This is a genomic window from Pseudomonas aestiva, assembly GCF_039908605.1.
Classification (GTDB): Bacteria; Pseudomonadota; Gammaproteobacteria; order Pseudomonadales; family Pseudomonadaceae; genus Chryseomonas; species Chryseomonas aestiva.
In genome coordinates this window covers 350,735-376,616 of record NZ_CP150916.1, presented here as the reverse complement: position 1 = coordinate 376,616, position 25,882 = coordinate 350,735, and the positions used below count along the sequence as shown (strand labels likewise).

Here is a 25,882-nt window from a genome sequence, read left to right as displayed (position 1 = left end):
CGCGCGTCGCGCTCGCTGAAAAACAGCCAACAAAAAAGCGCCCGAAGGCGCTTTCCTGTACTACCCGGGCGGGATCAGACCTTGGAACGCTCGAAGCGCTTGCGGTCGTTCTCGTTCAGGTACTTCTTGCGCAGACGGATGGACTTCGGCGTCACTTCCACCAGCTCGTCGTCGGCGATGAATTCCAGTGCCTGCTCGAGGGTGAACTTGATCGGCGGCACCAGGGCGATGACTTCGTCCTTGCCCGAGGCGCGCATGTTGTCCAGCTTCTTGCCCTTGGTGGGGTTGAGCACCAGGTCGTTGTCACGGCTGTTGATGCCGCACAGCTGGCCTTCGTAGATCTCGTCGCCCGGCGCCAGGAACAGCTTGCCGCGGCTCTGCAGGGTTTCCAGCGAGTAGGTCAGGGCGGTACCGGTGGCCATGGACACCAGCACGCCGTTCTGACGGTTGGTCACTTCGCCGGCCTTGATCGGGCCGTAGTGGCTGAAGGTCGAGGTCAGGATGCCGCTGCCCGAGGTCAGGGTCAGGAAGTTGTTACGGAAGCCGATCAGGCCACGCGCCGGGATGGTGTATTCCAGGCGGATACGGCCCTTGCCGTCGGGGATCATGTTGGTCAGATCGCCCTTGCGCAGACCCATCTGCTCCATCACCGAGCCCTGGTGCTGCTCTTCGATGTCGATGGAGACGTTCTCGTAGGGCTCCTGCTTCACGCCGTCCTTCTCGATGATCACCACTTCCGGACGGCCCACGGCCATCTCGAAGCCTTCGCGGCGCATGTTCTCGATCAGTACCGACAGGTGCAGCTCGCCACGGCCGGAGACCTTGAATTTCTCGGCCGACTCGCCCGGCTCGACGCGCAGGGCCACGTTGTGCAGCAGTTCCTTCTCCAGCCGGTCCTTGATGTTGCGGCTGGTGACGAACTTGCCTTCACGACCGGCGAACGGCGAGTCGTTGACCTGGAAGGTCATGCTCACGGTGGGCTGGTCGACGGTCAGCGGCGGACGGGCTTCGACGTTCTGCGGATCGCACAGGGTGTCGGAGATGAACAGCTCGTCCATGCCCGAGACGCAGACGATGTCGCCGGCTTCGGCTTCGGCCACTTCCACGCGCTGCAGGCCGGAGTGGCCCATGATCTTGAGGATACGACCGTTGCGCTTGCTGCCGTCATCGCTGATGGCGACGACCGGGGTGTTGGCCTTGATGCGGCCACGGGCGATGCGGCCGATGCCGATCACGCCGAGGAAGCTGTTGTAGTCCAGCTGGGAGATCTGCATCTGGAAGGGACCTTCCAGATCGACCTGGGGGGCCGGCACGTGGTCGACGATGGCCTGGAACAGGGCATCCATGTTGTCGTCCATCTTCTCGTGGTCCAGACCGGCGATGCCGTTCAGGGCGCTGGCGTAGACGATCGGGAAGTCCAGCTGCTCATCGGTGGCGCCGAGGTTGTCGAACAGGTCGAAGATCTGGTCGATGACCCAGTCCGGACGCGCGCCGGGACGGTCGATCTTGTTGACTACCACGATCGGACGCAGGCCGGCCTTGAAGGCCTTCTGGGTCACGAAGCGGGTCTGCGGCATGGGGCCGTCCTGGGCGTCGACCACCAGCAGCACGGAGTCGACCATGGACATCACGCGCTCCACCTCACCACCGAAGTCGGCGTGGCCGGGGGTGTCGACGATGTTGATGTTGTAGTCGCCCCACTTCAGCGCGGTGTTCTTGGCCAGGATGGTGATGCCACGTTCCTTTTCCTGGTCGTTGCTGTCCATCACCCGCTCGTTTTCCGCTTCTTTGCGGTCCAGGGTGCCGGACAGGCGCAGCAGCTTGTCGACGAGGGTGGTCTTGCCATGGTCGACGTGCGCGATGATGGCGATGTTGCGTAGATTCTCGATCACAGTGGTGTTCTCGGTATAGAAATGAAGGAGCTTCAGCCAGCAGGCTGACAGCCGGAGATTGCAAAGGCGCGAAACGCGGCCGACCGGTACGTGGCCGGAGGGCTAGAAAGGGTCGGGAGGGCGGTGGCGGATACTGCCACCCAGCAGGCCCGGCTGCTTAGGCCGGACGATAAACGCGCACATTGGCGTGCCCTTCGGTGAGCAGGTGATGGGCGTGCAGCCGGCTCATCACCCCGCGGTCGCAATAGAGAAGGTACTGGCGATTCTCGTCCAGTTCCTTGAAACGGCTGTTCAGCGCGAAGAACGGCAGGGTCTGCACCTCGATGCCGGGCAGCTCCAGCGGCAGGTCTTCCTGGGCGTCGGGATGGCGAATGTCCACCACGACCTGCCCGGGCAGCGGCTGGTCCACCTCTTCCACCTGCACGTCCTTGCCCAGTTCCTCGATCACCTTGTCGACGGTGATGAAGCGCGCGCGTTCCAGGGCGGCGTCGAGCACCGCCATATCGAACTTGCCTTCCTCGTGCTCCACCCGCAGGGCCTTGGCCTTGGTGGTGGGATTCACCGAGATGATGCCGCAGTACTCGGGCATGTGCTTGGCGAAGTCGGCGGTGCCGATGCGCTGGGCGGTGTCGATGATGTCCTGCTTGTGGCTGGCCAGCAGCGGGCGCAGCACCAGGGTATCGGTGGCCTTGTCGATCACCGCCAGGTTGGTCAGGGTCTGGCTGGAGACCTGGGAGACGGCTTCGCCGGTCACCAGCGCCTCGATCTGCAGCTGCTCGGCGATACGACTGGCCGCACGCAGCATCATGCGCTTGAGGATCACGCCCATGTGGCTGTCGTCGCACTGGGTGAGGATCTGCCCCACCACTTCCTCGAAGGGCACGCTGATGAACAGCACGCGCTGGGAGCGGCCGTACTTCTCCCAGAGATAGTGGGCCACTTCCATCACGCCCAGTTCGTGGGCGCGCCCGCCGAGATTGAAGAAGCAGAAATGGCTGACCATCCCGCGTCTCATCATCTGATAGGCGGCCACGGTGGAGTCGAAACCACCGGACATCAGCACCAGCACCTGCTCCAGGGCGCCCAGCGGATAACCGCCCAGCCCTTCGTGGTGCTCGTCGATGATGAACAGCCGCTGGTCACGGATCTCCAGGCGGACGTTCACCTCGGGATTCTTCAGGGCGATGCCGGCGCCGCCGCAGCGTTCGCGCAGGCCACCGCCGACATGGCGCTCGACGTCCATCGAGGAAAAGTCATGGCGACCGGCACGCTTGCAGCGCACCGAGAACACCTTGCCGCGCACCCGCTCGCCGAAGTGGCGGACGCACAACTCGAGAATCGAGTCGAAATCGCCCAGCGGATACTCGTGCACCTCGAGAAACTGGCCGATGCCAGGGGTGCAGGCCAGCCGCTGCTTCAGCTCCGCCAGCAGCCGCGGCTCGGCGAGCGCGGTCTCCAGGGTGATGTTGTCCCAGACCCCTTCCACGCGGACATCCGGATCCAGATCGCGCAGCACGACACGAATGTTCTTCACCAGCTGGCGAATGAAATTCTTGCGCACCGGGCGACTCTTGATGGTGATTTCCGGAAAGACCTTGATGATGAGCTTCATGAGCGGGAAACGGGGGGCGGGTAACGCGAAAGAAAAGGGCGAATATCATACCTGAAAACCATCACGCACTCGAATTCAGCCGACAAAATCACCTCAGGCGCCATTTGAGTGCAGTGATGAATTTTTAAGCACCAACTTGGTGCGCAGATACGTCGCCGATTGGCCTGAAAACGGCACGACTGGCGTCAGGAAGGGCTTCCAGCCCATTTGAGGGCACTGGCATACAACTTGCTCTCTTGTGAGGCAGCCGCCCCTGGGCCAGCATAGGGCGCTTTTCGTGGAACGCCGGTCGCTGACCAGGCAGTACGGAAGCGCCCCTCAAGGGCACAGCTGATACCGGGAGTACCGCCAACCGCTCCCGGCCGAAATTCCTCTGGAGGAAACCATGTCGAAGGCTGTTCAACTGATCAAAGAAAACGACGTGAAGTGGGTAGACCTGCGCTTCACCGACACCAAAGGCAAGCAGCAACACGTCACCATGCCGGCGCGTGACGCGCTGGACGAAGACTTCTTCGCCCACGGCAAGATGTTCGACGGCTCCTCCATCGCCGGCTGGAAAGGCATCGAAGCCTCCGACATGATCCTGCTGCCCGACGACAGCACCGCCGTTCTGGATCCCTTCACCGAAGAGCCGACCCTGATCCTGGTCTGCGACATCATCGAACCCTCCACCATGCAGCCCTATGAGCGCGACCCCCGTGGTATCGCCCGCGCTGCCGAGGAATACCTGAAGTCCACCGGTATCGGCGACACCGTGTTCGTCGGCCCGGAGCCCGAGTTCTTCATCTTCGACGAAGTGAAGTTCAAGTCGGACATCTCCGGCTCCATGTTCAAGATCTTCTCCGAGCAGGCTTCCTGGAATACCGATGCCGACTTCGAGTCCGGCAACAAGGGCCACCGTCCGGGCGTCAAGGGCGGCTACTTCCCGGTGCCGCCGGTCGATCACGACCACGAAATCCGTACCGCCATGTGCAACGCCCTGGAAGAGATGGGCCTGGTCGTGGAAGTCCACCACCACGAAGTGGCGACCGCTGGCCAGAACGAGATCGGTGTGCAGTTCAACACCCTGGTCAAGAAGGCCGACGAGACCCAGACCCTGAAGTACGTCGTGCACAACGTGGCCGATGCCTACGGCAAGACTGCCACCTTCATGCCCAAGCCCCTGTACGGCGACAACGGCTCCGGCATGCACGTGCACATGTCCATCTCCAAGGATGGCAAGAACACCTTCGCCGGCGAAGGCTATGCCGGCCTGTCCGATACCGCTCTGTACTTCATCGGCGGCATCATCAAGCACGGCAAGGCGCTGAACGGCTTCACCAATCCGTCCACCAACAGCTACAAGCGTCTGGTGCCCGGCTTCGAAGCTCCGGTCATGCTGGCCTACTCGGCCCGTAACCGCTCCGCCTCCATCCGTATCCCCTATGTGTCGAGCCCGAAAGCCCGCCGCATCGAAGCCCGCTTCCCGGATCCGGCCGCCAACCCCTACCTGTGCTTCGCCGCCCTGCTGATGGCCGGCCTGGACGGTATCCAGAACAAGATCCACCCCGGCGATGCCGCCGACAAGAACCTGTACGATCTGCCGCCGGAAGAAGGCAAGAAGATCCCGCAGGTCTGCGGCAGCCTGAAGGAAGCCCTGGAAGCCCTGGACGCCGGTCGCGCGTTCCTGACCAAGGGCGGCGTCTTCACCGACGAGTTCATCGATGCCTACATCGAGCTGAAGTCCGAGGAAGAGATCAAGGTGCGTACCTTCGTGCACCCGCTGGAATACGACCTGTACTACAGCGTCTGAACCCGCTGCGGTAATTGAAAGAGGCCTCCTTCGGGAGGCCTTTTCTTTTGCCCTGGGAAAATTGCCGCGACCGACGCCAGCGCGGAGCGGCCGAGCTGCCTACCTGCCCACACGACGCGCCTGCTACCCTTGATCTCCATCGCCCGGCCGAGATTCCGCCATGCCTCGCCTGCTTGCCTGCTGTCTGCTCTGCCTCGCCTGCTCCGCCCAGGCCGCGATCTACAAGTCGGTGGATGCCGAAGGCAACACGGTATTCAGCGACCAGCCCTCGGCCAATGCCAAGCCGGTGCAGGTGGCGCCCACCAACACCGTGGACAATCCACGACCGGCACCGCCCATCCCCAGTGCGCCTGCGGCGACGACCCCTGCCGGCCCGGCCTTCAGCCGTCTGGAAGTCAATGTGCCCGACGATGAGGCCATCCGCGCCAACAACGGCACCTTCTCGGTGGGGGTAGCCGTGGAACCGGCCCTGGGCCCGGGGCAGTCGCTGCAATTGCTGGTGGACGGCGCACCCTATGGCAGCCCCGGTCAGAGCACCCGCTTCGGCGTGGCCAATCTGGAGCGCGGCGAGCACCGCTTCGCGGCCCAGGTGCTGTCCGGCAACGGCGAGGTGATCCAGACCAGTGCCGAGAAGACCGTGACCGTGCAGCGCATCAGCGTCAACAGCCCGGCCCGCTGATGCGTCCGCTGCTGATCCTGCTGCTGCTCTGCCTGCTGCCGCCTGTCCAGGCGGCGGTCTACAGCTATGTCGACAAGGAAGGCAATCGGGTCTACACCGACCAGCCACCCAAGGGCGTCAAGGCGACCCAGGTGCCGCTCACGGTGCCCAACAATCTCAACCAGCAGGGCCAGCCGACCCGCAAGCTGAGTCCGACACCCGCCGCCCCGGCGGCCAGGCCCGCCAAGACAGCGCCCTTCCGCTACCAGATGCTGCGCATCCTGGTACCCGAGCCCGATGCCACGGTGATAGATCAGGAAGGGCAACTCATCGTCAGCCTGGTCAGCGAGCCGGCGTTGCAGCCGGGGCACAGCTACCGGCTGCTGCTGGACGACAAGGAAGCCGGTGTCGGGCACAGTCCGGTGTTTCCCCTGGGCAATCTGGATCGCGGCAGCCACAGTCTGGTGGCGGAGATCCTCGCCGCCGATGGCAACGTGCTGGAGCGGACGCCGGCGCAGCCCTTCCACCTGCGCCGCCCTTCGCTGGAGCAGAAGCGCCTGGCCCATCCCTGTAGCGACAAGGACTGGGGCAAGCGCCCGGAATGCCCACTGGACCTGAAACCGCCCGAACCTAGGAAATCCTGGCTACCCTTCCTCTAGCGCACCTATTTGGTGCGCTTTTTCATTGTGCACCATCTTGATACAAATACGGTTTCGTTCCGCCTGTCGCGCGGCGGCTGTTAGTGCACGTTACAGCCATCTGCCCTAACTCGGGGCGTCTTGGTTTGCTTCTTGCATTTTCCTATCGTCCCTATAGCGCTGTGGCCCCTCATGCCTACCGACGTCATCCACCGACTCTTGCTCGACAACCTCACCACCGCGGTCATCCTGCTCGATGCGGAGTTGCGCCTGGAGTACATGAATCCGGCGGCCGAGATGCTGCTGGCCATCAGCGGCCAGCGCAGCCATGGCCAGTTCATCAGCGAGCTGTTCACCGAATCGCCCGAGGCCCTGCAGGCACTGCGTCAGGCGGTGGACCATGCCCACCCCTTCACCAAGCGCGAGGCGCTGCTGATCTCCACCTCGGGCAACAGCCTCACGGTGGACTATGCGGTGACCCCGATCCTGGATCGCCACAACACCCTGCTGCTGCTGGAAGTCCATCCGCGCGACCGCCTGCTGCGCATCACCAAGGAAGAGGCGCAGATCTCCAAGCAGGAGACCACCAAGCTGCTGGTGCGCGGCCTGGCCCACGAGATCAAGAATCCCCTCGGCGGCATCCGCGGCGCGGCCCAGCTGCTGGCGCGCGAGCTGCCGGAAGAGGCACTCAAGGACTACACCAACGTCATCATCGAGGAAGCCGACCGGCTGCGGAATCTGGTCGATCGCATGCTCGGCTCCAACAAGCTGCCGAAACTCGCCATCACCAACGTCCACGAGGTGCTCGAACGGGTCTGCAGCCTGGTGGAAGCGGAAAGCCAGGGCCTGATCAACCTGGTGCGCGACTACGATCCGAGCATTCCCGACCTGCTGATCGATCGGGAGCAGATGATCCAGGCGGTGCTCAACATCGTGCGCAACGCCATGCAGGCCATCTCCCAGCAGAACGAACTGCGCCTGGGCCGGGTGACCCTGAGAACCCGTACCCTGCGTCAGTTCACCATCGGCCACCACCGCCATCGCCTGGTGTGCAAGGTGGAGATCACCGACAACGGTCCGGGCATCCCCCAGGATCTGCAGGAAACCATCTTCTATCCTATGGTCAGCGGTCGCCCCGACGGCACCGGCCTCGGGCTCGCCATCACCCAGAACATCATCACCCAGCACCAGGGGCTGATCGAGTGTGAAAGCCATCCTGGCCACACCGCCTTCAGCATCTTCCTGCCGCTGGAATAACGAGGAGTACGCATGAGCCGTCAGGAGACCGTCTGGATCGTCGACGACGACCGTTCCATCCGCTGGGTCCTGGAAAAAGCCCTGCAACAGGAGGGCATGACCACCGTTGCCTTCGACAGCGCCGACAGCGTCATGACCCGCCTCGGCCGCCAGCAGCCGGACGTGGTGATCTCGGACATCCGCATGCCGGGGACCAGTGGCCTGGACCTGCTGTCGCGCATCCGCGAAATGCACCCGCGCCTGCCGGTCATCATCATGACCGCCCATTCCGACCTGGACAGTGCCGTGGCCTCCTACCAGGGCGGCGCCTTCGAATACCTACCCAAGCCCTTCGACGTCGACGAGGCCGTGGCCCTGGTCAAGCGCGCCGGGCAGCACGCCCAGGAGCAGCAGGGATTCGCCGAACCGGCGCACCTGACCCGCACCCCCGAGATCATCGGCGAGGCGCCGGCGATGCAGGAGGTGTTCCGCGCGATTGGCCGCCTCTCGCACTCCAACATCACGGTGCTGATCAATGGCGAATCCGGTACCGGCAAGGAGCTGGTCGCCCACGCCCTGCACCGCCACAGTCCGCGCGCCGCGGCGCCCTTCATCGCCCTGAACATGGCCGCCATCCCCAAGGACCTGATGGAATCCGAGCTATTCGGCCACGAGAAAGGCGCCTTCACCGGCGCCGCCGCCCAGCGTCGCGGCCGCTTCGAGCAGGCCGATGGCGGCACCCTGTTCCTCGACGAGATCGGCGACATGCCGGCCGACACCCAGACCCGCCTGCTGCGCGTACTGGCCGATGGCGAGTTCTATCGCGTCGGCGGCCACACTCCGGTCAAGGTGGACGTGCGCATCATCGCCGCCACCCACCAGAACCTCGAAGGCCTGGTGCGCGAGGGCAAGTTCCGCGAAGACCTGTTCCATCGCCTCAACGTCATCCGCATCCACATCCCGCGCCTGGCCGATCGCCGCGAGGACATCCCCGCCCTCGCCCGCCACTTCCTCGCCCGCGCCGCCCAGGAACTGGCCGTGGAGCCCAAGACCCTGCGCAGCGAGACCGAGGAGTACATGAAGGGTCTGCCCTGGCAGGGCAACGTGCGCCAGCTGGAGAACACCTGCCGCTGGATCACGGTGATGGCCTCCAGCCGCGAGGTGCTGATCGACGACCTGCCGCCGGAGTTGCTCAACCAGCCCCAGGACGCCGCCCCCGCCGCCAACTGGGAACAGGCGCTGCGCCAGTGGGCCGACCAGGCCCTCACCCGTGGCCAGTCGAGCCTGCTGGACAACGCCGTACCGGCCTTCGAACGCATCATGATCGAGACGGCCCTCAAGCACACCGCCGGCCGCCGCCGCGATGCCGCCGTCCTGCTGGGCTGGGGTCGCAACACCCTGACCCGCAAGATCAAGGAGCTGGGCATGAAGGTGGACGGGCCGGATGAGGAGGGGGAAGACTGAGGCTCTCGACGGTGCCGTAGGTTGGGTTGAGCGTAAGCGAAGCCCAACATTGCCAGGCTTGAACTTCATATCGGTGCCTTAGCTGCTTATCGTGTTTTGCTGGTAGCTCTTTTTTCGCCCACTCGGGCGACTCACTTTTTTCAGTCGCGGCTGCGCGCCCCGGACAAAAGTAAGCAAAAACGCTTGCCCCGACCATCCGGCCCTCCGCTGCGCTCCGGGTGACTCGCGTTGCTCGCCCTTCGGGCCAGCCTACGGCTGTTACTTCGCTGCGCTACGTTTCGCTCACGCCAGCGCCGTTCCGGGGTCGGCCTACACGGGCCGTCCATGGCCCGTTAGGCCTCTCGCCGCATCCATGCGGCTCGACCCACTCCACGACACTGGCGTTCGCCCTCCTGAACGGGGCGACTCGCCAGACTGAAAGTGTTGGTTGAAGAAACGGAAGCGACTCATAGCGTGGACAAGGGCGAAGCCTTGTCCACTGATGATGTCGGTGCCCAACAGTGGAAAACGCTGCGCGGTTTTCCACGCTACGCCCCCCCTGAACTCCGAACTCTCAGGCTGGCGCCCCGTCCCCGTCAGTGAGGCCGAGTGCAGGTGTCGCGTAGGGGGATGCGAGGCAGGACGCCGAGCAAGGCGCGAGGGGCAGGAGGCCCCTTCGTGCCGTGCCCCCCGGAGCGGCGCCGGAGTGAGGGGACCCGGAGCGCAGCGGAGGGCCGAAACGTGGGGACAGCGTTTTTGGTTACTTTTGTCCGGGGCGCGCAGCCGCGACTGGCAAAAGTGACTCCCCCGAGGGGGGCGAAAATAAAACGATCAGCAAACTGCGATAATCCGCTGAGGCAGCCTTAAGCCCGAACCCGAGACGTTTGGGCTTCGCTAACGCTCAACCCAGGTAACAAAGCCCCCCCAAAACCACCCAAACCAAAACTTGGCACACCTCCTGCAATATCCTAGGTAACTACCCTTTTGGGGACCTCGGTACAGGCAGGCTGGGGAATCCCCTCTTTTCTTCTCGAGGCCATCACTCACTGTGATGGCCTCTTTTTTTCGTCCGTGAAAAGTCGCGAACCCCAGGCTAGAGCGCTTTTCACCCCACGGCCAAGCCCATGGGATTGGCCGTGGCAGATGAAGCACCTAGGCAACTCGGCGCCACATCCCGTTCCGCCCTGGTGCAAACCAGCGGCCCTTTGCCTGATAACGGGGCATTTCAGGGGGTCAGCGGGACCTCGACGTGGAGCACCCAGTCCTCGCCTTCCTCGGCAATACGATCACTGGCCTGCAGGGCGCCGCCAACGCCTACCAGCAAAATCTTCAGATCCTGTCCGTCCTGGCGTACCGTCCAGGAAAAGCTGCCGCCCGGCCGCGCCACCCGCCCCTGGCGTTCGCCGCCGTCCCAGCGGGCGCGGGGCAGGCGCAGGCTGAGGGCGCCGTCGGGGCGATAGCGTTCGTAGAACAGCGAGCGATCGGCGGTGATCAGCAATTCGAAGCGGCCGGCTTCCTGGCGACTGTCCACCCCCAGGATGACCGGGCGGCGGGCCTCGGACGACCAGGGATCGGGATGGGTACGCTGGTACACCAGCTGGCCGATGATCATGCCGAACAGGCCGGCGCCCAGCGCCGCCGAGGCCAGCCAGAGGGTCAGGCGCTGGCGCTGGCTGCGCCATTCGGCCTTGAGCAGGTCGGGATCCTCCACCCGCGCCAGTTCTTCCCGGCGGGCGCGCTGTTCGCGCAACAGCCAGTCGACCAGCCGGCGCCAGAGGTTCATCGCCCTACCCCGCTCGCGACGGCGCGACGGTGGCGCAGTACCATAGGCGCTTTGCCAGGCGCCCTGCCCTTCATGTTCGACATCATCCTCTACCAACCGGAAATTCCGCCCAATACCGGCAACGTCATTCGCCTGTGCGCCATCACCGGCTGCCGCCTGCATCTGATCGAGCCACTGGGCTTTGCGCTGGACGACAAGAAATTGCGCCGCGCCGGCTTGGACTACCACGAGTGGTCCAGCGTGCGGACCCATGCCAGCCTCGCGGCCTGTATAGCAGATTTGCAGCCACCCCGACTGCTGGCCTTCACCACCAAGGCCAGCCATCCCTTCACCGAGATCGCCTATGCGCCGGGCGACGCCCTGCTGTTCGGCCCGGAAAGTCGCGGCCTGCCGGCCGAGGTGCTGGAGTCCCTGCCGCCCGAGCAGCGGCTGCGCCTGCCCATGCTGCCCAATCGCCGCAGCCTCAATCTGTCCAACACCGTGGCCGTGGCGGTCTACGAAGGCTGGCGGCAACTGGACTTCGCCGCACCGCCGGGCTGACCGTCAGAACCTTCCCGCCAGACGCGCCGTCCCATGACCTACAGGCACATCGCCAGACCGTCACACGAGGCGCACCATGAGCAAGATCGGCAAACCCAAGGTTGAACGCTACGATGCGCCCTCCGGTGGCTGGGGCTCGGCGCGCTCGGTGACCGAGATCGTCCTGCGCGAACGGGTGCCGCTCAAGTCCGGCGCCCTGCTGGCCAGGCAGAACAAGCACGGCGGTTTCGCCTGCGTGAGTTGCGCCTGGGCCAAGCCGGGCAAGCCTCATCCGCTGGAATTCTGCGAGAACGGCGCCAAGGCCACTGCCTGGGAGGTCACCAGCAAGAGGTGCGGACCGGAATTCTTTGCCGGCCATTCCCTTACCGAACTGCGCGGCTGGCGCGACTATGACCTGGAGGAGGTCGGACGCCTGACCCACCCCCTGCGTTACGACGCCGCCAGCGACCGTTATCGGCCGGTGAGCTGGGTCGAGGCCTTCGCCGACATCGGCGCCGAACTCAAGGCGCTGGATCCGGACTCGGTGATCTTCTACGCCTCGGGTCGCGCCGCGCTGGAGACCTCCTACCTCTATCAGCTCTATGCCCGCCTGTACGGCACCAACAACCTGCCGGACAGTTCCAACATGTGCCACGAGAGCACCTCGGTGGCCCTGCCCAAGAGCATCGGCGTGACCGTGGGCACCGTGACCCTCGACGACTTCGATCAGACCGACTGCCTGCTGTTCTTTGGTCAGAATCCGGGCAGCAACAGCCCGCGGATGCTGCATGACCTGCAGGAAGCACGCAAACGTGGCGCGCCCATCATCACCTTCAATCCCCTGCGCGAACGTGGCCTGGAAACCTTCGTCAATCCACAATCGCCGGTGGAGATGCTGACCGACCACCCCACCCAGATCAGCACCCAGTACCATCAGCTCAAGCCGGGTGGCGACCTGGCGGCCCTTACCGGCATGTGCAAGGCGCTGCTGACCGCCGATGACCAGGCCCGTGAACAGGGCCAGGCCGCGGTGCTCGATCATGCCTTCATCGCCGAGCACTGCCATGGCTTCGCCGACTTCTGCGAATGGCTGCAACGTCAGGAGTGGCCGCAGCTGGAGCGCCAGTCGGGCCTTACCCGCAGTGCGCTGGAAGCGGCCGCTACCGTCTATGCCCGCTGCCAGAAGGTCATCGGTATCTATGGCATGGGGCTGACCCAGCATCGCTACGGGGTGGAAACCATCCAGATGCTGGCCAACCTGCTGCTGCTGCGCGGCAACCTCGGCAAGCCTGGTGCCGGTATCTGTCCGGTTCGGGGGCATTCCAATGTCCAGGGTCAGCGTACCGTGGGTATCACCGAAAAACCGGAACTGGCGCCGTTGAAGCAGCTGGGCGAGCGTTTCGGCTTCACGCCGCCGCAAGACAAGGGCCGCAATACCGTAGAGGCCTGCGAAGGCATCCTCGACGGCTCGGTAAAGGCCTTCATCGGCCTGGGCGGCAACTTCCTGCGCGCCATTCCCGAGACCAGCCTGATGGAGCCCGCCTGGCGCACCCTGCGCCTGTCGGTACAGATCGCCACCAAGCTCAATCGCAATCATCTGGTGCCGGCGGACAAAGCCTACCTGCTGCCCTGCCTGGGGCGGACCGAGATCGATCGCCAGAACGAGGTGGAACAGGCCCATAGCACCGAGGACAGCACCGGCTGCATCCACGGCTGGCGCGGCGCGGCCGAGCCGCCCGAGGGTGAGTTGCTGTCCGAGCCAGCCATCGTCGCCGGGTTGGCCAAGGCTACCCTGCCGGACAACCCCAAGGTCACCTGGGATGCCTGGGTGGCCGACTATGCCCTGATCCGCGACGAAATCGCGCAGTCCTTCCCGGAGATCTTCCACGACTTCAATGCGCGGATGTGGGAGGTAGGTGGCTTCCATCGTCCGCTGCCAGCGGCCAAGCGCGAGTGGAAGACCGAAACCGGCAAGGCCAATCTCATCGTGCCACGCAGCCTGGAAGAAGACCCGGATATGCCCGCGAGCGGGCGTGACGTCCTGACCCTGATGACGCTGCGCAGCAACGACCAGTTCAACACCACAATCTACGGCTATCACGATCGTTTCCGCGGCGTGAAGGGTACCCGGGCGGTGCTCTTCATGAATCGCAACGACATCGAACGCCTGGGCCTGGCCGAGGGCGACAAGGTGCAGGTGTCGACGGTGGCCGACGATGGCGTACGCCGCGAAGTGGGACCGCTGCGGGTCACGCCCTACAACATTCCGGAAGGCGCCTGTGGCGGCTACTACCCGGAATGCAATGCCCTGATCCCGCTCTGGCACCATGCCGAGGGCAGCAAGGTACCGGCGGCCAAAGCCATCCCGGTCCGTCTGAACAAGCTGATCGCCGCCAACGATGGCAGCTTTCCAGTGGAGCCGGAGGGGTATGGGGCGCAGTATTAGGCCCTGCTGGAGTCTCGCCTGAGCTAGGCCATGGCCTGCTGTTGGGCTTCGCTACGCTCAACCCAACCTACGGACGTGCTTTAGTAGGTTGGGCTGAGACAGCTCCATCGTCGAAGCCCAACGGCTACGCGAATGGCGGGCTTCGCTGCATCCAGCTCAGCCCGACGCGCCCTCAACCGATGGTCATCAGACTGGCATTGCCGCCGGCCGCTGCCGTGTTCACGCTCAGGGCGCGCTCGATGAGCAGGCGCTCCAGCGGGATGGCGGTTTCGCCACGGGCCAGGCCCTGGACACCGACGATGGGACCACTGCGCTTGGCCACCTGCTGGCAGATCTGGCGCAGCTGATCGGAATCGCCATGGTGCAGGACCGCTTCGAAGGCGACCTCGTCCTTGCGCCAGTCGGCCGCCACCTGCACCCGCGAGCGTACAGCCTGCGGCAGGCGATTCAGGGTGGCCTTGTGGGCCTCCTCGATCAGCGCCGTGCTGCCCACCGCCATGACCGCTGCCAGTTGCAGCAGCAGATCGCTGTCGTCGGCCGCCAGGCACAGCACCCGGCTACGTGGCAGCAGGCTGTAGCTGTTGCGCTCGCCGGTCGGACCCGGCAGCAGGCGGGTCAGGCCGCTCAGGGATTCTTCGGCGAATCTCAGGCAGGCCTGCTCCAGCTCGCCCAGGCCCTGCTGCCTGGCCCAGTCGTGCAGGGCGCCCAGCGGATTGCCGGCCTGCTGACGCAGGGCATCACGCACCTGCCATTCGGTCTCGCCGGTGCTGCCCTTGGCCAGGGCCACGGCGGGATCGCCATCGGGACGGGTGCTGAGCAGGCGATAGAGGTAGAGCGGACCGCCCGCCTTGGGACCGGTGCCCGAGAGGCCTTCGCCGCCGAAGGGCTGCACCCCGACCACCGCGCCGACCATGTTGCGGTTGACGTAGAGGTTGCCGGCATGGGCGCGCTCGATCACCTTGGCGATGGTCTCGTCGATGCGGGTGTGGACGCCAAAGGTCAGGCCGTAGCCGGTGGCATTGATCTGGTCGATCACCTTGTCCAGGTCCTTGCGACCATAGCGCACCACGTGCAGCACCGGCCCGAAGACCTCGCGACCCAATTCGGCCAGGCTTTCCAGCTCGATCAGAGTGGGCATGACGAAGGTGCCACGGTGGATGGCGTCGCCTTCGACGCGACCGCCCTGGTGCACCCGGCGGCCTTTGCCTCTCAGGGTCTGGATGTGCTTGTCGATGGTGGTCTTGGCCTCGCCGTCGATCACCGGGCCGATGTCGATGGCCAGGTTCTCCGGGTTGCCCAGGCGGCATTCGGCCATGGCGCCCTTGAGCATTTCCAGCACGCGATCGGCCACGTCGTCCTGCACGCAGAGCACGCGCAGGGCCGAGCAGCGCTGACCGGCGCTGTCGAAGGCGGAGGCGACCACGTCGGTCACCACCTGCTCGGCCAGCGCCGAGGAGTCGACGATCATGGCGTTCTGGCCACCGGTCTCGGCGATCAACGGGATCGGCCGGCCCTGGGCGTCCAGACGTCCGGCGATGTTGCGCGCCAGGATCTGGGCCACCTCGGTGGAGCCGGTGAACATCACGCCCTTGACCCGCACATCGTTGACCAGGGCGGCGCCGATGGTGGAGCCCTCGCCTGGCAGCAACTGCAGCACGCCCTCAGGGATGCCGGCTTCCAGCAACAGACGCACGGCCTGGGCGGCGATCAGCGGGGTCTGCTCGGCCGGCTTGGCCAGCACCGTGTTGCCGGCGGCCAGGGCCGCGGCGATCTGGCCGCTGAAGATGGCCAGGGGGAAGTTCCAGGGGCTGATGCAGACCACCGGGCCCAGCGGGCGGTGGCTGTCATTGGCGAAGTCACGGCGCACCAGGGCGGCGTAGTAGCGCAGGAAATCCACTGCCTCGCGTACCTCGGCGATGGCGTTGGCGTAGGTTTTGCCAGCCTCGCGCACCAGGAGGCCCATCAATGGCTGCAGCTGCGCCTCCATCAGTTCGGCGGCGCGATCCAGGGCCGCGGCGCGCTGCTCGGGCGGGGTGGATTGCCAGATGGGCGCGGCGGCCAGGGCCTCTTCCAGGGCGATGTCGACATCGGCGCGAGTGGCGTTGCTGACCTGGCCGACACGGTCGCGGCGATCGGCCGGATTGAGCACCGGCTGCGCAATCGACGGCTCGCTGGCGCGACCCAGCAGCGGACGGGCTTCCCAGGCGGTGTTGCCACTGGCCAGCAGCGCGGCCGACAGCGAACCCAGGCGGTGCTCGCTGGACAGGTCCAGGCCGCTGGAATTGCAACGCTCGGCACCGTACAGGGCGCTCGGGTGGGGAATGCGCGGATGCGGCAGGCCGATGGCGCCTTCGCTGCTGGACTGCTGCTCGATCTGCACCACCGGATCGGCCACCAGCTCGTCGAGGGAGATGGAGTGGTCGGCGATGCGGTTGACGAAGGAGGTGTTGGCGCCGTTTTCCAGGAGGCGGCGGACCAGGTAGGCCAGCAGCGTCTCGTGGGTGCCCACCGGGGCATAGATGCGGCAGGGCCGCGCCAGCTTGCCGTCCTTGACGCTGCCCACCACCTGCTCGTACAGCGGCTCACCCATGCCGTGCAGGCACTGGAATTCGTACTGGCCGGGGTAATAGTTCTGCCCGCCGAGCTGGTAGATGGCGGCCAGGGTGTGGGCGTTGTGGGTGGCGAATTGCGGGTAGATGGCTTCCGGCGCGGCCAGCAGCTTGCGGGCGCAGGCCAGGTAGGCCACGTCGGTGTAGACCTTGCGGGTATAGACCGGATAACCCTCCAGGCCTTCCACCTGAGCGCGCTTGATCTCGCTGTCCCAGTAGGCGCCCTTGACCAGGCGGATCATCAGGCGGCGACGGCTGCGCCGGGCCAGGTCGATCAGGTAGTCGATCACCAGCGGGCAGCGCTTCTGGTAGGCCTGGATGACGAAGCCGATGCCGTTCCAGCCGGCCAGTTGCGGTTCGAAGGACAGGCGCTCCAGCAGATCCAGGGAGATCTCCAGGCGATCGGCTTCCTCGGCGTCGATGTTCAGGCCGATGTCGTAGCGCTTGGCCAGCAGGGTCAGTTCCAGCAGGCGCGGGTAGAGTTCGCTCATCACCCGGTCGTACTGGGCGCGGCTGTAGCGCGGATGCAGCGCCGAGAGCTTGATGGAGATGCCCGGGCCTTCGTAGATGCCGCGACCGTGGGAGGCCTTGCCGATGGAGTGGATGGCCTGCTCGTAGGAGGCCAGGTAGCGGCGCGCGTCGGCCTCGGTCAGGGCCGCTTCACCCAGCATGTCGTAGCTGTAGCGGAAGCCCTTCGCCTCGAACTTGCTGGCGTTGGCCAGGGCCTCGGCGATGGTCTCGCCGGTGACGAACTGCTCGCCCATCAGGCGCATGGCCATGTCCACGCCCTTGCGGATCACCGGCTCGCCGCTCTTGCCGATGAGGCGATTGAGCGAGCTGGTGAGGCCGGCCTCGTTGTGGGTCGACACCAGGCGACCGGTCAGCAGCAGCCCCCAGGTGGCGGCATTGACGAACAGCGACGGGCTGTTGCCCAGGTGCGGCTGCCAGTTGCCGGTGCTGATCTTGTCGCGGATCAGGGCATCACGGGTGCCTTTGTCCGGAATGCGCAGCAGGGCTTCGGCCAGGCACATCAGGGCCACGCCTTCCTGGGAGGACAGCGAGAACTCGCGGAGCAGACTCTGCACCATTCCGGAGCGCCCGGTTGCACCCTTGGCATTGCGCAGCTTCTCGGCGATGCGATGGGCCAGTTCGTGGGTAGCCTTGGCCTGGGCCGCGGGCAGGCGCGCCTGCTCCAGCAGCAGCGGTAGCAGCTCTTCTTCCGGCCGGCGATAGGCGGCGGTGATGGCCGAGCGCAGCACGGATTGCGGCAGGATGCTCTCGGCGAACTCCAGGAACGGCTGGTAGACCGGATCGGCCAGGGCCTCGACGGCTTCGTTGTCGCCCTCGGCCAGACGCTGGGCGATACCCTGCAGATCGGCCAGGGTCGCGCCGCTTTCCAGGGTCTCGAGGTAGGTGTAGATGGCCTGCTTGATCAGCCAGTGAGGCGTCCGATCAATGCGGCGCGCCGCTTCCTTGAGGCGATCGCGGGTGGCTTCGTCGAGCTTTACGCCCAGGGTAGTGGTAGTGGCCATGCGCAGGTCCTCAAGCAAGAAGGCGTCGAAATTCGGCGCAGCTTAGCGCTGCTCGAAATAAAAGTGCAACCAAGTGCAACCCATGAGGTTCTACCGTCGATCTGGTTGCACCAGCGGGTAGGTAACAGATCGCAAGGCTATGCAGAGATCAGGCCAAGGGGTGCGACCAGGTTGAACCCCCGGCAGAGGAGAGCCCGCCGCACGAAGAGCGATCGTTAGCCTGGCAAGTGTTACCTGGCTTCACACCAAGGCGCTGGCTTCAGGCCAGGGAAGGGAAATGCGGCAGGACGAATTCGCCCAGTTCCTGGACCACTTCGCTGGCCGGACGCCGCGAGGGCCGCAGGTTGAGCGCCAGATGATTGACCCCCGCCTCCTGCAACTGGGCAAGGTAGTCCACCAGCGCTCGCCGCCCGCAGGACAGTCCGGCATGGATGGGCCGAGGCGGCTGGGCCGGATCGCTGGCCAGTTCGAAGAACAGCCCCTGGGCGAAGGGCTTGAACAGCTCGCGCCCGCCGATCTCGTCCAGCGCCTCGCGCCAGACCCGCGTCAGGGCCGGGACGTGCTCGGCGGGCACGAAGTAGTAGAACCAGCCATCGGCCTTGGCGGCGATCCAGTCCACCGTCTGCCGACTGCGCCCGGTCACCAGCGCCGGGATGCGGCCGTGCACCGGCTTGGGCACCAGATCGGCCAATCCCTGCAGATCGCCGAAACGGCGAAATTCACCCCGGGGAAAATTGGTCTCGCCGGCCAGGCGGAACATCTCGAAGGCATCGCGGAAGCGCTCGCCTCGCCGCTCGAATTCGCTCTCCAGGCCAAAGGCCGGGTACTCCACCGGACGATCGCCGGAGGCCACCCCCAGCACCAGCCGACCATCGCTCAACTGGTCGACCGAGGCCGCCATCTTGGCCAGGTGCAGCGGATGGCGCAGGGTGATGACGGCGCTGCCGGTGGCCAGGGTCAGGTGCTGGGTGATGCCCGCCAGGTAGCCGAGATAGGTGAAGGGCTCGAACACCTGGCCGGCGTCGTTGAAACCGGGATCGTAGAAGGGCACGTCGCGCGCCCAGAGTGCCGCGAAGCCCAGCTGGTCGGCCAGCCGCGCCAGGCGGGCATGGTCGCGCAGGGTGGGCATGGGATCGTCGGGATAGCCTTCCAGCGGCAGCAGAAAACCCAGGGTCAGACGACCCGGCGCGAACAGTCGCGAAAAGCCCGGATGCTGCAGAAAGGCGCGGCGACGCTCCGTGGTGGACATGGGGATTCCTTGCCGGAGAGGGAAAGCGGATGACCTTTCTATGGAGTCTAACGGCATTCCAGGGTTCGCCAGACAACCGATGAGGGCGCGAGGCGTCGCTCATCCCCGCCAAGGGGGGCCGCACCTGCTGGCGACGAGGCCTCCAGCCGCCCTTCCCTGCCGAGTCCAGGCCGGGACCTCTCGACCCCCACCCTTTGGCTGTATCACTAAAGCATGACTAATAAAAAACAGCGCATTAAAACGGCACCACTCGTTCCACCTGAACTTCGTGGCCAGGAATCTACTTCTTCAATAGTCCCGATACTGGGGACCAGCAAACAGCGGAACCCCTCTTTAAGCCTCTATATAAACATTAGACTTACCATTATTTAAATGTTGTAAATACCAAACTTTTCCCCATGACCCTCGGCTAGAATCCGACGCCCTCAGCACTCCTCGAACCCCGGAACTTTCCGCCGAACGTTGGGAAATAGCCCCATGAAAATGAGCAACATGAGTGTTCGTACGAAGCTGTTTTCCGGCTTTACCGTCCTGATCATCCTGACCCTGGCTATCGCCTATGCCGGTTGGAACGGCATCCAGGCCCTGGGCCGACGCGGCAACCTGATCGAACAGTTCAACCAGATCGGGCTACTTGCCCGCGACATGCGCAATGCGCGCAAGGACTTTGCGATCTTGCCGGAAGCGGATCAGGCCAGTCGCTGGAAAAGCGGCATCGATGCCCTCGAACAGCACTTGCAGGATGCCCGTCCGCTGTTCAAACGTCCGGAGAGCAAAGCGCTGCTGGCCCGCACCGAACAGACCCTCAGGGAATACCGTGACCTCTATCGGCAGACGCTGAAGGTGACCCAGGACCGCACCACCACCCTTCAGGACGTGCGCAACACGGGCGATATGCTGGACAAGCGGTTGCAGGAGGCGTCCGGCGTCCTGAACCGCGAAGGCGATCAGGCCAGCGCCCAGCTGCCTTCCCTGCTGGCGGCGCTGCAGCAGCTGCGGATCCACTTGCACCTCTATGTACTCAAGTCAGCCGGCCCGCAACAGGAGGCCTTGCAAGCGTCCCTGGACAGGGTCGGCGAGGTACTCAAGACCCTGCCTTCGACCCCGGAATTGCAGCAGCTGCCAGGGCTCCTTGACGATTATAAGCGCCAGGTCCAACAGCTGTTCAGTATTCAGAAGGCGTACCAGGAGGTTAATCAGGGCCTCTACCAGCATATCCAGGTGCTGCTCAAGACCTCCGACGAAATGAAACAGATACAGAGCCAGTTCCGCCTCGACGATATCCGCGGGGCCAAGCTGATGCTCATTGGCGGGCTGCTGCTGGCGATACTGCTCAGCCTGGTCGCGGCCTGGATCATTACCCGCTCCATCGTGACGCCGCTGCGCCAGACCCTGGCGACCGTGGAGCAGCTCGCTGCCGGCGACCTGACCGTGCAGATCGAGGCGGCGCGCAAGGACGAGATCGGCCAGTTGCAGGCGGCCATGCAGCTCATGATCGTCAATCTGAGCGATCTGATCCGCGAGCAGAAGGATGGCGTCATCCAGGTCGCCAGTGCCGCCGAAGAACTCTCCGCCATCACCGAGCAGACCCGCGCTGGCGCCTCGGCGCAGAAGATGGAGACCGAGCAGATCGCCACCGCCATGCAGCAGATGAGTGCCACCATTAATGAGGTGGCGCGCAATGCCGAACAGGCGTCGACGACCGCCCGCGAGGCCACCCTCAAGACCCGCGAGGGTGACGAGATGGTCAACCAGGTCGCCACCCAGATCCAGACCCTGGCCCAGGAAGTGGACAGCACCCAGACCACCATGGAGTTGCTCAGGCAGGACGCCGACCGCATCGGCGGGGTGCTGGACGTGATCAAGGCGGTCGCCGAGCAGACCAATCTGCTGGCGCTCAACGCCGCCATCGAAGCCGCTCGCGCGGGTGAAGCGGGCCGTGGCTTCGCCGTGGTCGCCGACGAGGTGCGTGGCCTGGCGCAGCGTACGCGCTCCTCCACCGACGAGATCGCCAGCCTCATCACTAGGCTGCACGGCAGCACCGACAAGATGAGCGCCGCCCTGGACCGCAATATCCAGCTGACCGGCGACAGCGTCGACCTGACCCGCCAGGCGGGCGTGGTCCTGGGCAGCGTCAGCAGTGCGGTGAGCGAGATCGAGGCCATGAACGAGCAGATCGCCACCGCGGTCGAGCAGCAGAGCGCGGCCGGTGAAAACATCAGCCGCAGCGTGGTCAAGGTCCACGAAGTCGCCGACCAGACCGCCGCCGCCACCGAGAAAACCGCCGGTTCCAGCACCGAGCTGGCCAACCTGAGCCTGCAGCTGCAAGAGCTGACGTCGCGCTTCAGGGTCTGAGACCTGTTCGGCTTCCGTTCCGCCGAGCTCCCGGCCTGCTCTCGTCGCGGACGGAAGACCTCGGGCGTTGATGACCGGGGACTCGTTCAGGCCTGACACCCAGGGGGCGTCTTGCCCATGCACTTCGGCGACACTTCAACCAGCCAGAAGCCTGCAGCGGAAGAAGTACTGTTATCGGGTGAAAACCAACTACGAAGTTATGGGAGCAATAAAGCCTTCATCCTGACCGAAGTTCGTCAGCCTTTGGACGAAGAGAATCCTCAACAGTCATAAACTTGAAACAAGGGTTCCACAACCTGCTCTCTGTTGTTATCGGTTGAACGATATCTCTTATCTCAACAGATAGTTCCACCTGGAGCCAAGGTGCTTGTCACCGAACCGCTCGTTAGTTCCTGCACAGGCCTTTCGATGTCACTACGGCGGCAAGACGCGGCGTGTTGCCAAGTTCCTGGCAATGAACGCTTTCCCAGCGCCGCTGCTGCTCAACCCTGGTCGTCGTTCAGGCGATCCGTTCGTACCTGCAATCGCGGCCAGCGCTCCACCCAGCCCTTGGTCGCGAGCCGCTGGCGAAAGGCTTCCGGCCGGGGCCGCCAGGGATTGGGCGTGAGATGCAGGGCCAGGAGCCCTTCCTGGGCGAAGGGACTGACGACTTCGAGCTCACCTTCGGCGGTCAGGCGCGCGGCCAGGGCCGTTTCCATCTCGGGCCAATGGGCCATGGCATCCCGGCAGTCGCGATAAGGGCGATCGTCATTGCGCAGATGCATCCGCGCCTGATTCTTCACCGACCAGGGCCGACCCGGCGCCCGCTCCGCCAGCGTCATCTCGATGGACCTGTCCCGCTCGGGTCGACAGTCGGTCGCGTCGAAATGGATGACATCCAGATCCGCCAGCGGCGTCGATTCGGCATGGCCATGCAGTCGATCCCAGACCAGGTTGCGCACGAAGCCTGCAGCCAGCCAGGCGTCTGGCAGCTGCAGGTCGGCGAGGACGCGCAGCAGGCGCAGACGCTCGGCATCGGCCTTCAACCAGGACTCGATCTGGGAGAACACGGGGGTCATGGCAGGACTGGTCAGTCTGGAAATCCCGAAGATGACCGCCTGCACCGCCTTTCGCAACGCCCATCGCCAATAATCGCAATAACGTTTGGTCGTCTTAAGTTTTACCAACAGATGTCGAAAATGTGACGGCTTCGCTAAATCACGTTTGCGAGGCCAACAGGACGTGGTGACCGGTCAGGACATGACCCTTGGCAAGCCCTCGCTCGAAAAGAGGGTGCCGCACCTCGCTGCTTGCTACTGCCCATGCTTCCCGAGGTGTAGATGTTTCGTAACCTGTCGCTGACGCTCAAGCTGTCGCTGCTGCCGGCTGCCGCTCTGCTGGGCCTGCTGCTCTACGTGGCCTATACCTCCGCCCAGCTGGCTGGCAACGATCAACGTCTCGACCAGCTGGAAAATCACAGCTATCCGCTGCTGGAAAAGGCCGACGCGGTGCTCTTCCAGTTTTCCCGCCTGCCCGGACTGTTCAACAGCGCCGTGACCGCCAGTGAACTGGAAACCCTCGGCGAGGCCCGCAAGGTGGTCGACGACATCGACAGCCGCCTGCAGGAAATGGCCGACCTCACCCGCCAGACCTCGGCGCGCAACGACGAGATCTCCGGCTGGCGCCAGGGTATCCATCGCTATGCGGACAACGCCCTGAGCGCCTCCGAGCAACTGATCAAGGGCAGCGGCTCCTTCGATTCCCTGCGGCCCAATCTGGACCGCATGGCCACGGACCTCGCCGCTGCCCAGCAGCTGGGCACCACCCTGCGCAGCCATGCCTATACCGACTTCCAGCAGACCCTGGCCCAGGCCCGCGACCAGAATGCCGACACCACCCGGGTCGGCATCTGGCTGAGTCTGCTGCTGGTGGTGATCCTGGCCGGCGCCGCCGTGCTGACCATCCGCAGCGTGCTCGGCAGCGTGCGCGAGGTGATCACCTCGCTGCGCGCCATCGCCGAGGGCGACGGCGACCTCACCCGTCGCCTGCAGGTCGGCTCGCGGGACGAGATCGGCCAGATGACCGCACTGTTCAACGTCTTTCTCGATCAGCTGCAGGGCACCATCAAGGCCATCGTCGATGCCGCCCACCCGCTGGGCCAGGTGTCCGGCGAGCTCTACAGACTCACCCAGACGGTGGAGAACAACGCTCGTTCCCAGCAGGGTCACACCGAGTCCATCGGCCGTGACATCCAGACCATGAACACCAACCTGCACGAGGTGGCCGACCGCTCGCGCGAGGCCGCCGACCAGGCCTCCGCCGCGGCCGAGCAGTCCGCAGCCGCCCGCACCAGCATCGGCCAGCTGTCGCGCAACATGGGCGAACTCGACGACAGCGTGCGCCAGTCGGCCGAGTCCATGCAGCAGCTGGAACAGGAAACCCGCCAGGTCGGCCTGGTGCTGGACGTGATTAAGTCCATCGCCGAGCAGACCAATCTGCTGGCGCTCAACGCCGCCATCGAGGCCGCGCGCGCCGGCGAACAGGGCCGCGGCTTCGCCGTGGTGGCCGACGAGGTGCGCAATCTGGCTCAGAAGACCGCGCGCTCCACCGCCGAGATCCAGCAGATCATCGAACGCCTGCAGGGCAACGCCCAGCGCGTGCTGCAGGCCATGCAGGGCAGCCATACCCAGGCGCAGGTCAGCGCCAGCAGCTCCCAGGCCGCCACCGCGATGCTCGAAGGCATCGCCCAGGCCGTGGCGCGCATCAACGACTACAACGCTCAGATCGCCCTGCTCACCGGCGAGCAGCTGAGTCTTTCCGATTCGATCAGCAGCGACACCCGCCGCCTGCAGACCGATACCCAGTCCAGTGCGGACAGCACCACCGCCACCGCCCGCATGGGCGAGCAGCTGGTGGTGGTCGATACCGATCTCCGGCAGGCGACCTCGCGCTTCCGCATCTAGCTAGCCCTCTACCGACTTTCCCTATACCGAGAAACCTCTAGGAGCATTTCCATGGCTTTTGCACGTCTGCTCGCCTTCGGCGCGGCCCTCACCTGCGCGGGATCCGCGCTCGCCCTCGATCAGGGCGACTACCGCTTCAACGGCTTCGGCACCGCCGGCATCACCCACCTGGGCGGGGAAGACGACGGCCGCAGCTTCGGCATCAACGGCCAGACCAACGATCACTGGCGTGGCGATCAGCTGAGCAAGCTGGGCGGCCAGTTCCAGTACGGCCTGACCGACAAGCTGGACGCCACGGTGCAGGTCACCGCCAAGGCCGAGCAGGACCAGTGGAAGGCCAACCTGGAATGGGCCTATCTGGCCTTCCACGCCACCGACAACCTGACCTTCCGCGCCGGCCGCCTGCGCACGCCGGTGTTCATGTATTCCGAGACCCTGGACGTGGGTATCACCTACCCCTGGCTGCGCCTGCCCGACGAGGTCTACAGCCAGGTGCAGGTCTCCAACTACGAAGGCGCCGACGCCCTCTGGAGTCTGCCGGTCGCCTTCGGCACCCTGAACGTCCAGGTGAGCGGGGGCCAGGCGGTCAATCGCAACTACTTCGTCAACGATGATCTCTACGACATCGACTACAAGCGCATCGCCGCCGCCAACGTCAGCCTGGCGACCAACGAGTACGGCACCGTGCGCCTGGCCTACACCGAATCGAGCATCGACCTGCACTACCCGTTGCTGACCCTGGACGACCAGAAGGGCAAGTTCACCTCGCTCGGCTACCAGTACGACAACGGTACCTGGCTGACCAGCAACGAATGGACCCGTCGCGTCATCGAGGGCGACAACCAGGGCAGCGGCAACGCCTTCTACCTGATGGCCGGTCGCCGCTTCGGTGACTTCCTGGCCCACGTGACCTACGCCCAGCTGGACGAAGAACGCGCCGGTCGCCAGAGCTCCTGGACCTATGGCCTGAACTACAACATCACCCCCAGCCTGGTGCTCAAGAGCGAATACAAGCGCGTCGACACCACCGGCGGCTACAACGGTACCTTCGTCAAAACCGACAGCGAGAGCATCGCCAACGCCGTCTACGACCGCAGCGGTGGTCGCTTCGGCGCGCCGGCGCGCAACTTCGACGGCGACATCGTCAGCATCGGCCTCGACTTCATCTTCTAAGGA

16 protein-coding genes are annotated in these 25,882 nt (G+C 64.9%); 10 read left to right on the top strand and 6 right to left on the bottom strand.

What is annotated here, in order from left to right:
• Positions 1 to 74: 74 nt before the first annotated feature.
• Together typA and thiI are read right to left on the bottom strand one after the other, a co-directional pair.
• Complete coding sequence (gene typA / locus AABM56_RS01735; protein ID WP_133860504.1) at positions 75 to 1,892, bottom strand: translational GTPase TypA; 1,818 nt, start codon at positions 1,890 to 1,892, stop codon at positions 75 to 77.
• Positions 1,893 to 2,049: 157 nt separating this feature from the next.
• Positions 2,050 to 3,504, bottom strand: coding sequence for a tRNA uracil 4-sulfurtransferase ThiI (gene thiI / locus AABM56_RS01730; RefSeq protein WP_133860503.1), 1,455 nt, complete (start codon positions 3,502 to 3,504; stop codon positions 2,050 to 2,052).
• 385 nt (positions 3,505 to 3,889) lie between these two features.
• On the opposite strand from thiI, the gene glnA reads away from it, so the two are divergent.
• From glnA to ntrC, 5 genes are all read left to right on the top strand, one after another.
• Positions 3,890 to 5,296 (top strand): glutamate--ammonia ligase, encoded by a 1,407-nt coding sequence (gene glnA, locus AABM56_RS01725; protein ID WP_017639449.1) that lies wholly within the window; start codon positions 3,890 to 3,892, stop codon positions 5,294 to 5,296.
• 160 nt (positions 5,297 to 5,456) lie between these two features.
• Complete coding sequence (locus tag AABM56_RS01720; protein ID WP_133860502.1) at positions 5,457 to 5,975, top strand: DUF4124 domain-containing protein; 519 nt, start codon at positions 5,457 to 5,459, stop codon at positions 5,973 to 5,975.
• Entirely contained in the window at positions 5,975 to 6,613 is a 639-nt protein-coding gene (locus AABM56_RS01715; protein WP_133860501.1) for a DUF4124 domain-containing protein, read from the top strand. Before AABM56_RS01720 ends, AABM56_RS01715 begins: the two co-directional genes overlap by 1 nt.
• Positions 6,614 to 6,784: 171 nt before the next feature.
• The gene (glnL, locus tag AABM56_RS01710) at positions 6,785 to 7,849 is read left to right on the top strand and encodes a nitrogen regulation protein NR(II) (RefSeq protein ID WP_133860500.1); all 1,065 of its coding nucleotides are present in this window, start codon (positions 6,785 to 6,787) and stop codon (positions 7,847 to 7,849) included.
• Between the two features lie 12 nt (positions 7,850 to 7,861).
• On the top strand, positions 7,862 to 9,292 hold the full coding sequence (gene ntrC, locus AABM56_RS01705) for a nitrogen regulation protein NR(I) (protein WP_017639445.1): 1,431 nt from the start codon (positions 7,862 to 7,864) through the stop codon (positions 9,290 to 9,292).
• A gap of 1,204 nt (positions 9,293 to 10,496) precedes the next feature.
• Here the strand turns inward: ntrC and AABM56_RS01700 are convergent.
• The gene (locus tag AABM56_RS01700; protein WP_133860499.1) at positions 10,497 to 11,054 is read right to left on the bottom strand and encodes a hypothetical protein; all 558 of its coding nucleotides are present in this window, start codon (positions 11,052 to 11,054) and stop codon (positions 10,497 to 10,499) included.
• A gap of 72 nt (positions 11,055 to 11,126) precedes the next feature.
• Here AABM56_RS01700 and AABM56_RS01695 point away from each other — a divergent pair, with 72 nt between their 5' ends.
• The gene (locus AABM56_RS01695) at positions 11,127 to 11,594 is read left to right on the top strand and encodes a tRNA (cytidine(34)-2'-O)-methyltransferase (RefSeq protein WP_133860498.1); all 468 of its coding nucleotides are present in this window, start codon (positions 11,127 to 11,129) and stop codon (positions 11,592 to 11,594) included.
• An 85-nt stretch (positions 11,595 to 11,679) separates the two neighbouring features.
• Positions 11,680 to 14,019: an FdhF/YdeP family oxidoreductase gene (locus AABM56_RS01690; RefSeq protein WP_133860609.1), complete on the top strand. Its 2,340-nt coding sequence runs from the start codon at positions 11,680 to 11,682 to the stop codon at positions 14,017 to 14,019.
• Positions 14,020 to 14,191: 172 nt separating this feature from the next.
• On the opposite strand, the gene putA is transcribed toward AABM56_RS01690, so the two are convergent.
• Together putA and AABM56_RS01680 are read right to left on the bottom strand one after the other, a co-directional pair.
• Entirely contained in the window at positions 14,192 to 18,160 is a 3,969-nt protein-coding gene (putA, locus tag AABM56_RS01685) for a trifunctional transcriptional regulator/proline dehydrogenase/L-glutamate gamma-semialdehyde dehydrogenase (protein ID WP_347883805.1), read from the bottom strand.
• Positions 18,161 to 18,419: 259 nt separating this feature from the next.
• A complete protein-coding gene (locus tag AABM56_RS01680; RefSeq protein WP_187980921.1) occupies positions 18,420 to 19,409 on the bottom strand; it encodes an LLM class oxidoreductase in 990 nt (329 codons plus the stop codon).
• A gap of 492 nt (positions 19,410 to 19,901) precedes the next feature.
• Here AABM56_RS01680 and AABM56_RS01675 point away from each other — a divergent pair, with 492 nt between their 5' ends.
• Entirely contained in the window at positions 19,902 to 21,764 is a 1,863-nt protein-coding gene (locus AABM56_RS01675; protein WP_347883804.1) for a methyl-accepting chemotaxis protein, read from the top strand.
• A gap of 482 nt (positions 21,765 to 22,246) precedes the next feature.
• Here AABM56_RS01675 and AABM56_RS01670 read toward each other — a convergent pair whose 3' ends face one another.
• Complete coding sequence (locus AABM56_RS01670; protein WP_347883803.1) at positions 22,247 to 22,822, bottom strand: nucleotidyltransferase family protein; 576 nt, start codon at positions 22,820 to 22,822, stop codon at positions 22,247 to 22,249.
• A 261-nt stretch (positions 22,823 to 23,083) separates the two neighbouring features.
• Here AABM56_RS01670 and AABM56_RS01665 point away from each other — a divergent pair, with 261 nt between their 5' ends.
• On the top strand, positions 23,084 to 24,706 hold the full coding sequence (locus AABM56_RS01665; RefSeq protein WP_133860493.1) for a methyl-accepting chemotaxis protein: 1,623 nt from the start codon (positions 23,084 to 23,086) through the stop codon (positions 24,704 to 24,706).
• Between the two features lie 51 nt (positions 24,707 to 24,757).
• Complete coding sequence (locus AABM56_RS01660; RefSeq protein WP_347883802.1) at positions 24,758 to 25,879, top strand: hypothetical protein; 1,122 nt, start codon at positions 24,758 to 24,760, stop codon at positions 25,877 to 25,879.
• Positions 25,880 to 25,882 lie beyond the last annotated feature (3 nt).

Bases quoted from the DNA above. Each gene is read 5' to 3' on its own strand.
- thiI (WP_133860503.1), bottom strand. From the start codon at position 3,504: ATGAAGCTCATCATCAAGGTCTTTCCGGAAATCACCATCAAGAGTCGC.
- glnA (WP_017639449.1), top strand. From the start codon at position 3,890: ATGTCGAAGGCTGTTCAACTGATCAAAGAAAACGACGTGAAGTGGGTA.
- AABM56_RS01720 (WP_133860502.1), top strand. From the start codon at position 5,457: ATGCCTCGCCTGCTTGCCTGCTGTCTGCTCTGCCTCGCCTGCTCCGCC.
- AABM56_RS01715 (WP_133860501.1), top strand. From the start codon at position 5,975: ATGCGTCCGCTGCTGATCCTGCTGCTGCTCTGCCTGCTGCCGCCTGTC.
- glnL (WP_133860500.1), top strand. From the start codon at position 6,785: ATGCCTACCGACGTCATCCACCGACTCTTGCTCGACAACCTCACCACC.
- ntrC (WP_017639445.1), top strand. From the start codon at position 7,862: ATGAGCCGTCAGGAGACCGTCTGGATCGTCGACGACGACCGTTCCATC.
- AABM56_RS01700 (WP_133860499.1), bottom strand. From the start codon at position 11,054: ATGAACCTCTGGCGCCGGCTGGTCGACTGGCTGTTGCGCGAACAGCGC.
- AABM56_RS01695 (WP_133860498.1), top strand. From the start codon at position 11,127: ATGTTCGACATCATCCTCTACCAACCGGAAATTCCGCCCAATACCGGC.
- putA (WP_347883805.1), bottom strand. From the start codon at position 18,160: ATGGCCACTACCACTACCCTGGGCGTAAAGCTCGACGAAGCCACCCGC.
- AABM56_RS01680 (WP_187980921.1), bottom strand. From the start codon at position 19,409: ATGTCCACCACGGAGCGTCGCCGCGCCTTTCTGCAGCATCCGGGCTTT.
- AABM56_RS01675 (WP_347883804.1), top strand. From the start codon at position 19,902: ATGAGTGTTCGTACGAAGCTGTTTTCCGGCTTTACCGTCCTGATCATC.
- AABM56_RS01670 (WP_347883803.1), bottom strand. From the start codon at position 22,822: ATGACCCCCGTGTTCTCCCAGATCGAGTCCTGGTTGAAGGCCGATGCC.
- AABM56_RS01665 (WP_133860493.1), top strand. From the start codon at position 23,084: ATGTTTCGTAACCTGTCGCTGACGCTCAAGCTGTCGCTGCTGCCGGCT.
- AABM56_RS01660 (WP_347883802.1), top strand. From the start codon at position 24,758: ATGGCTTTTGCACGTCTGCTCGCCTTCGGCGCGGCCCTCACCTGCGCG.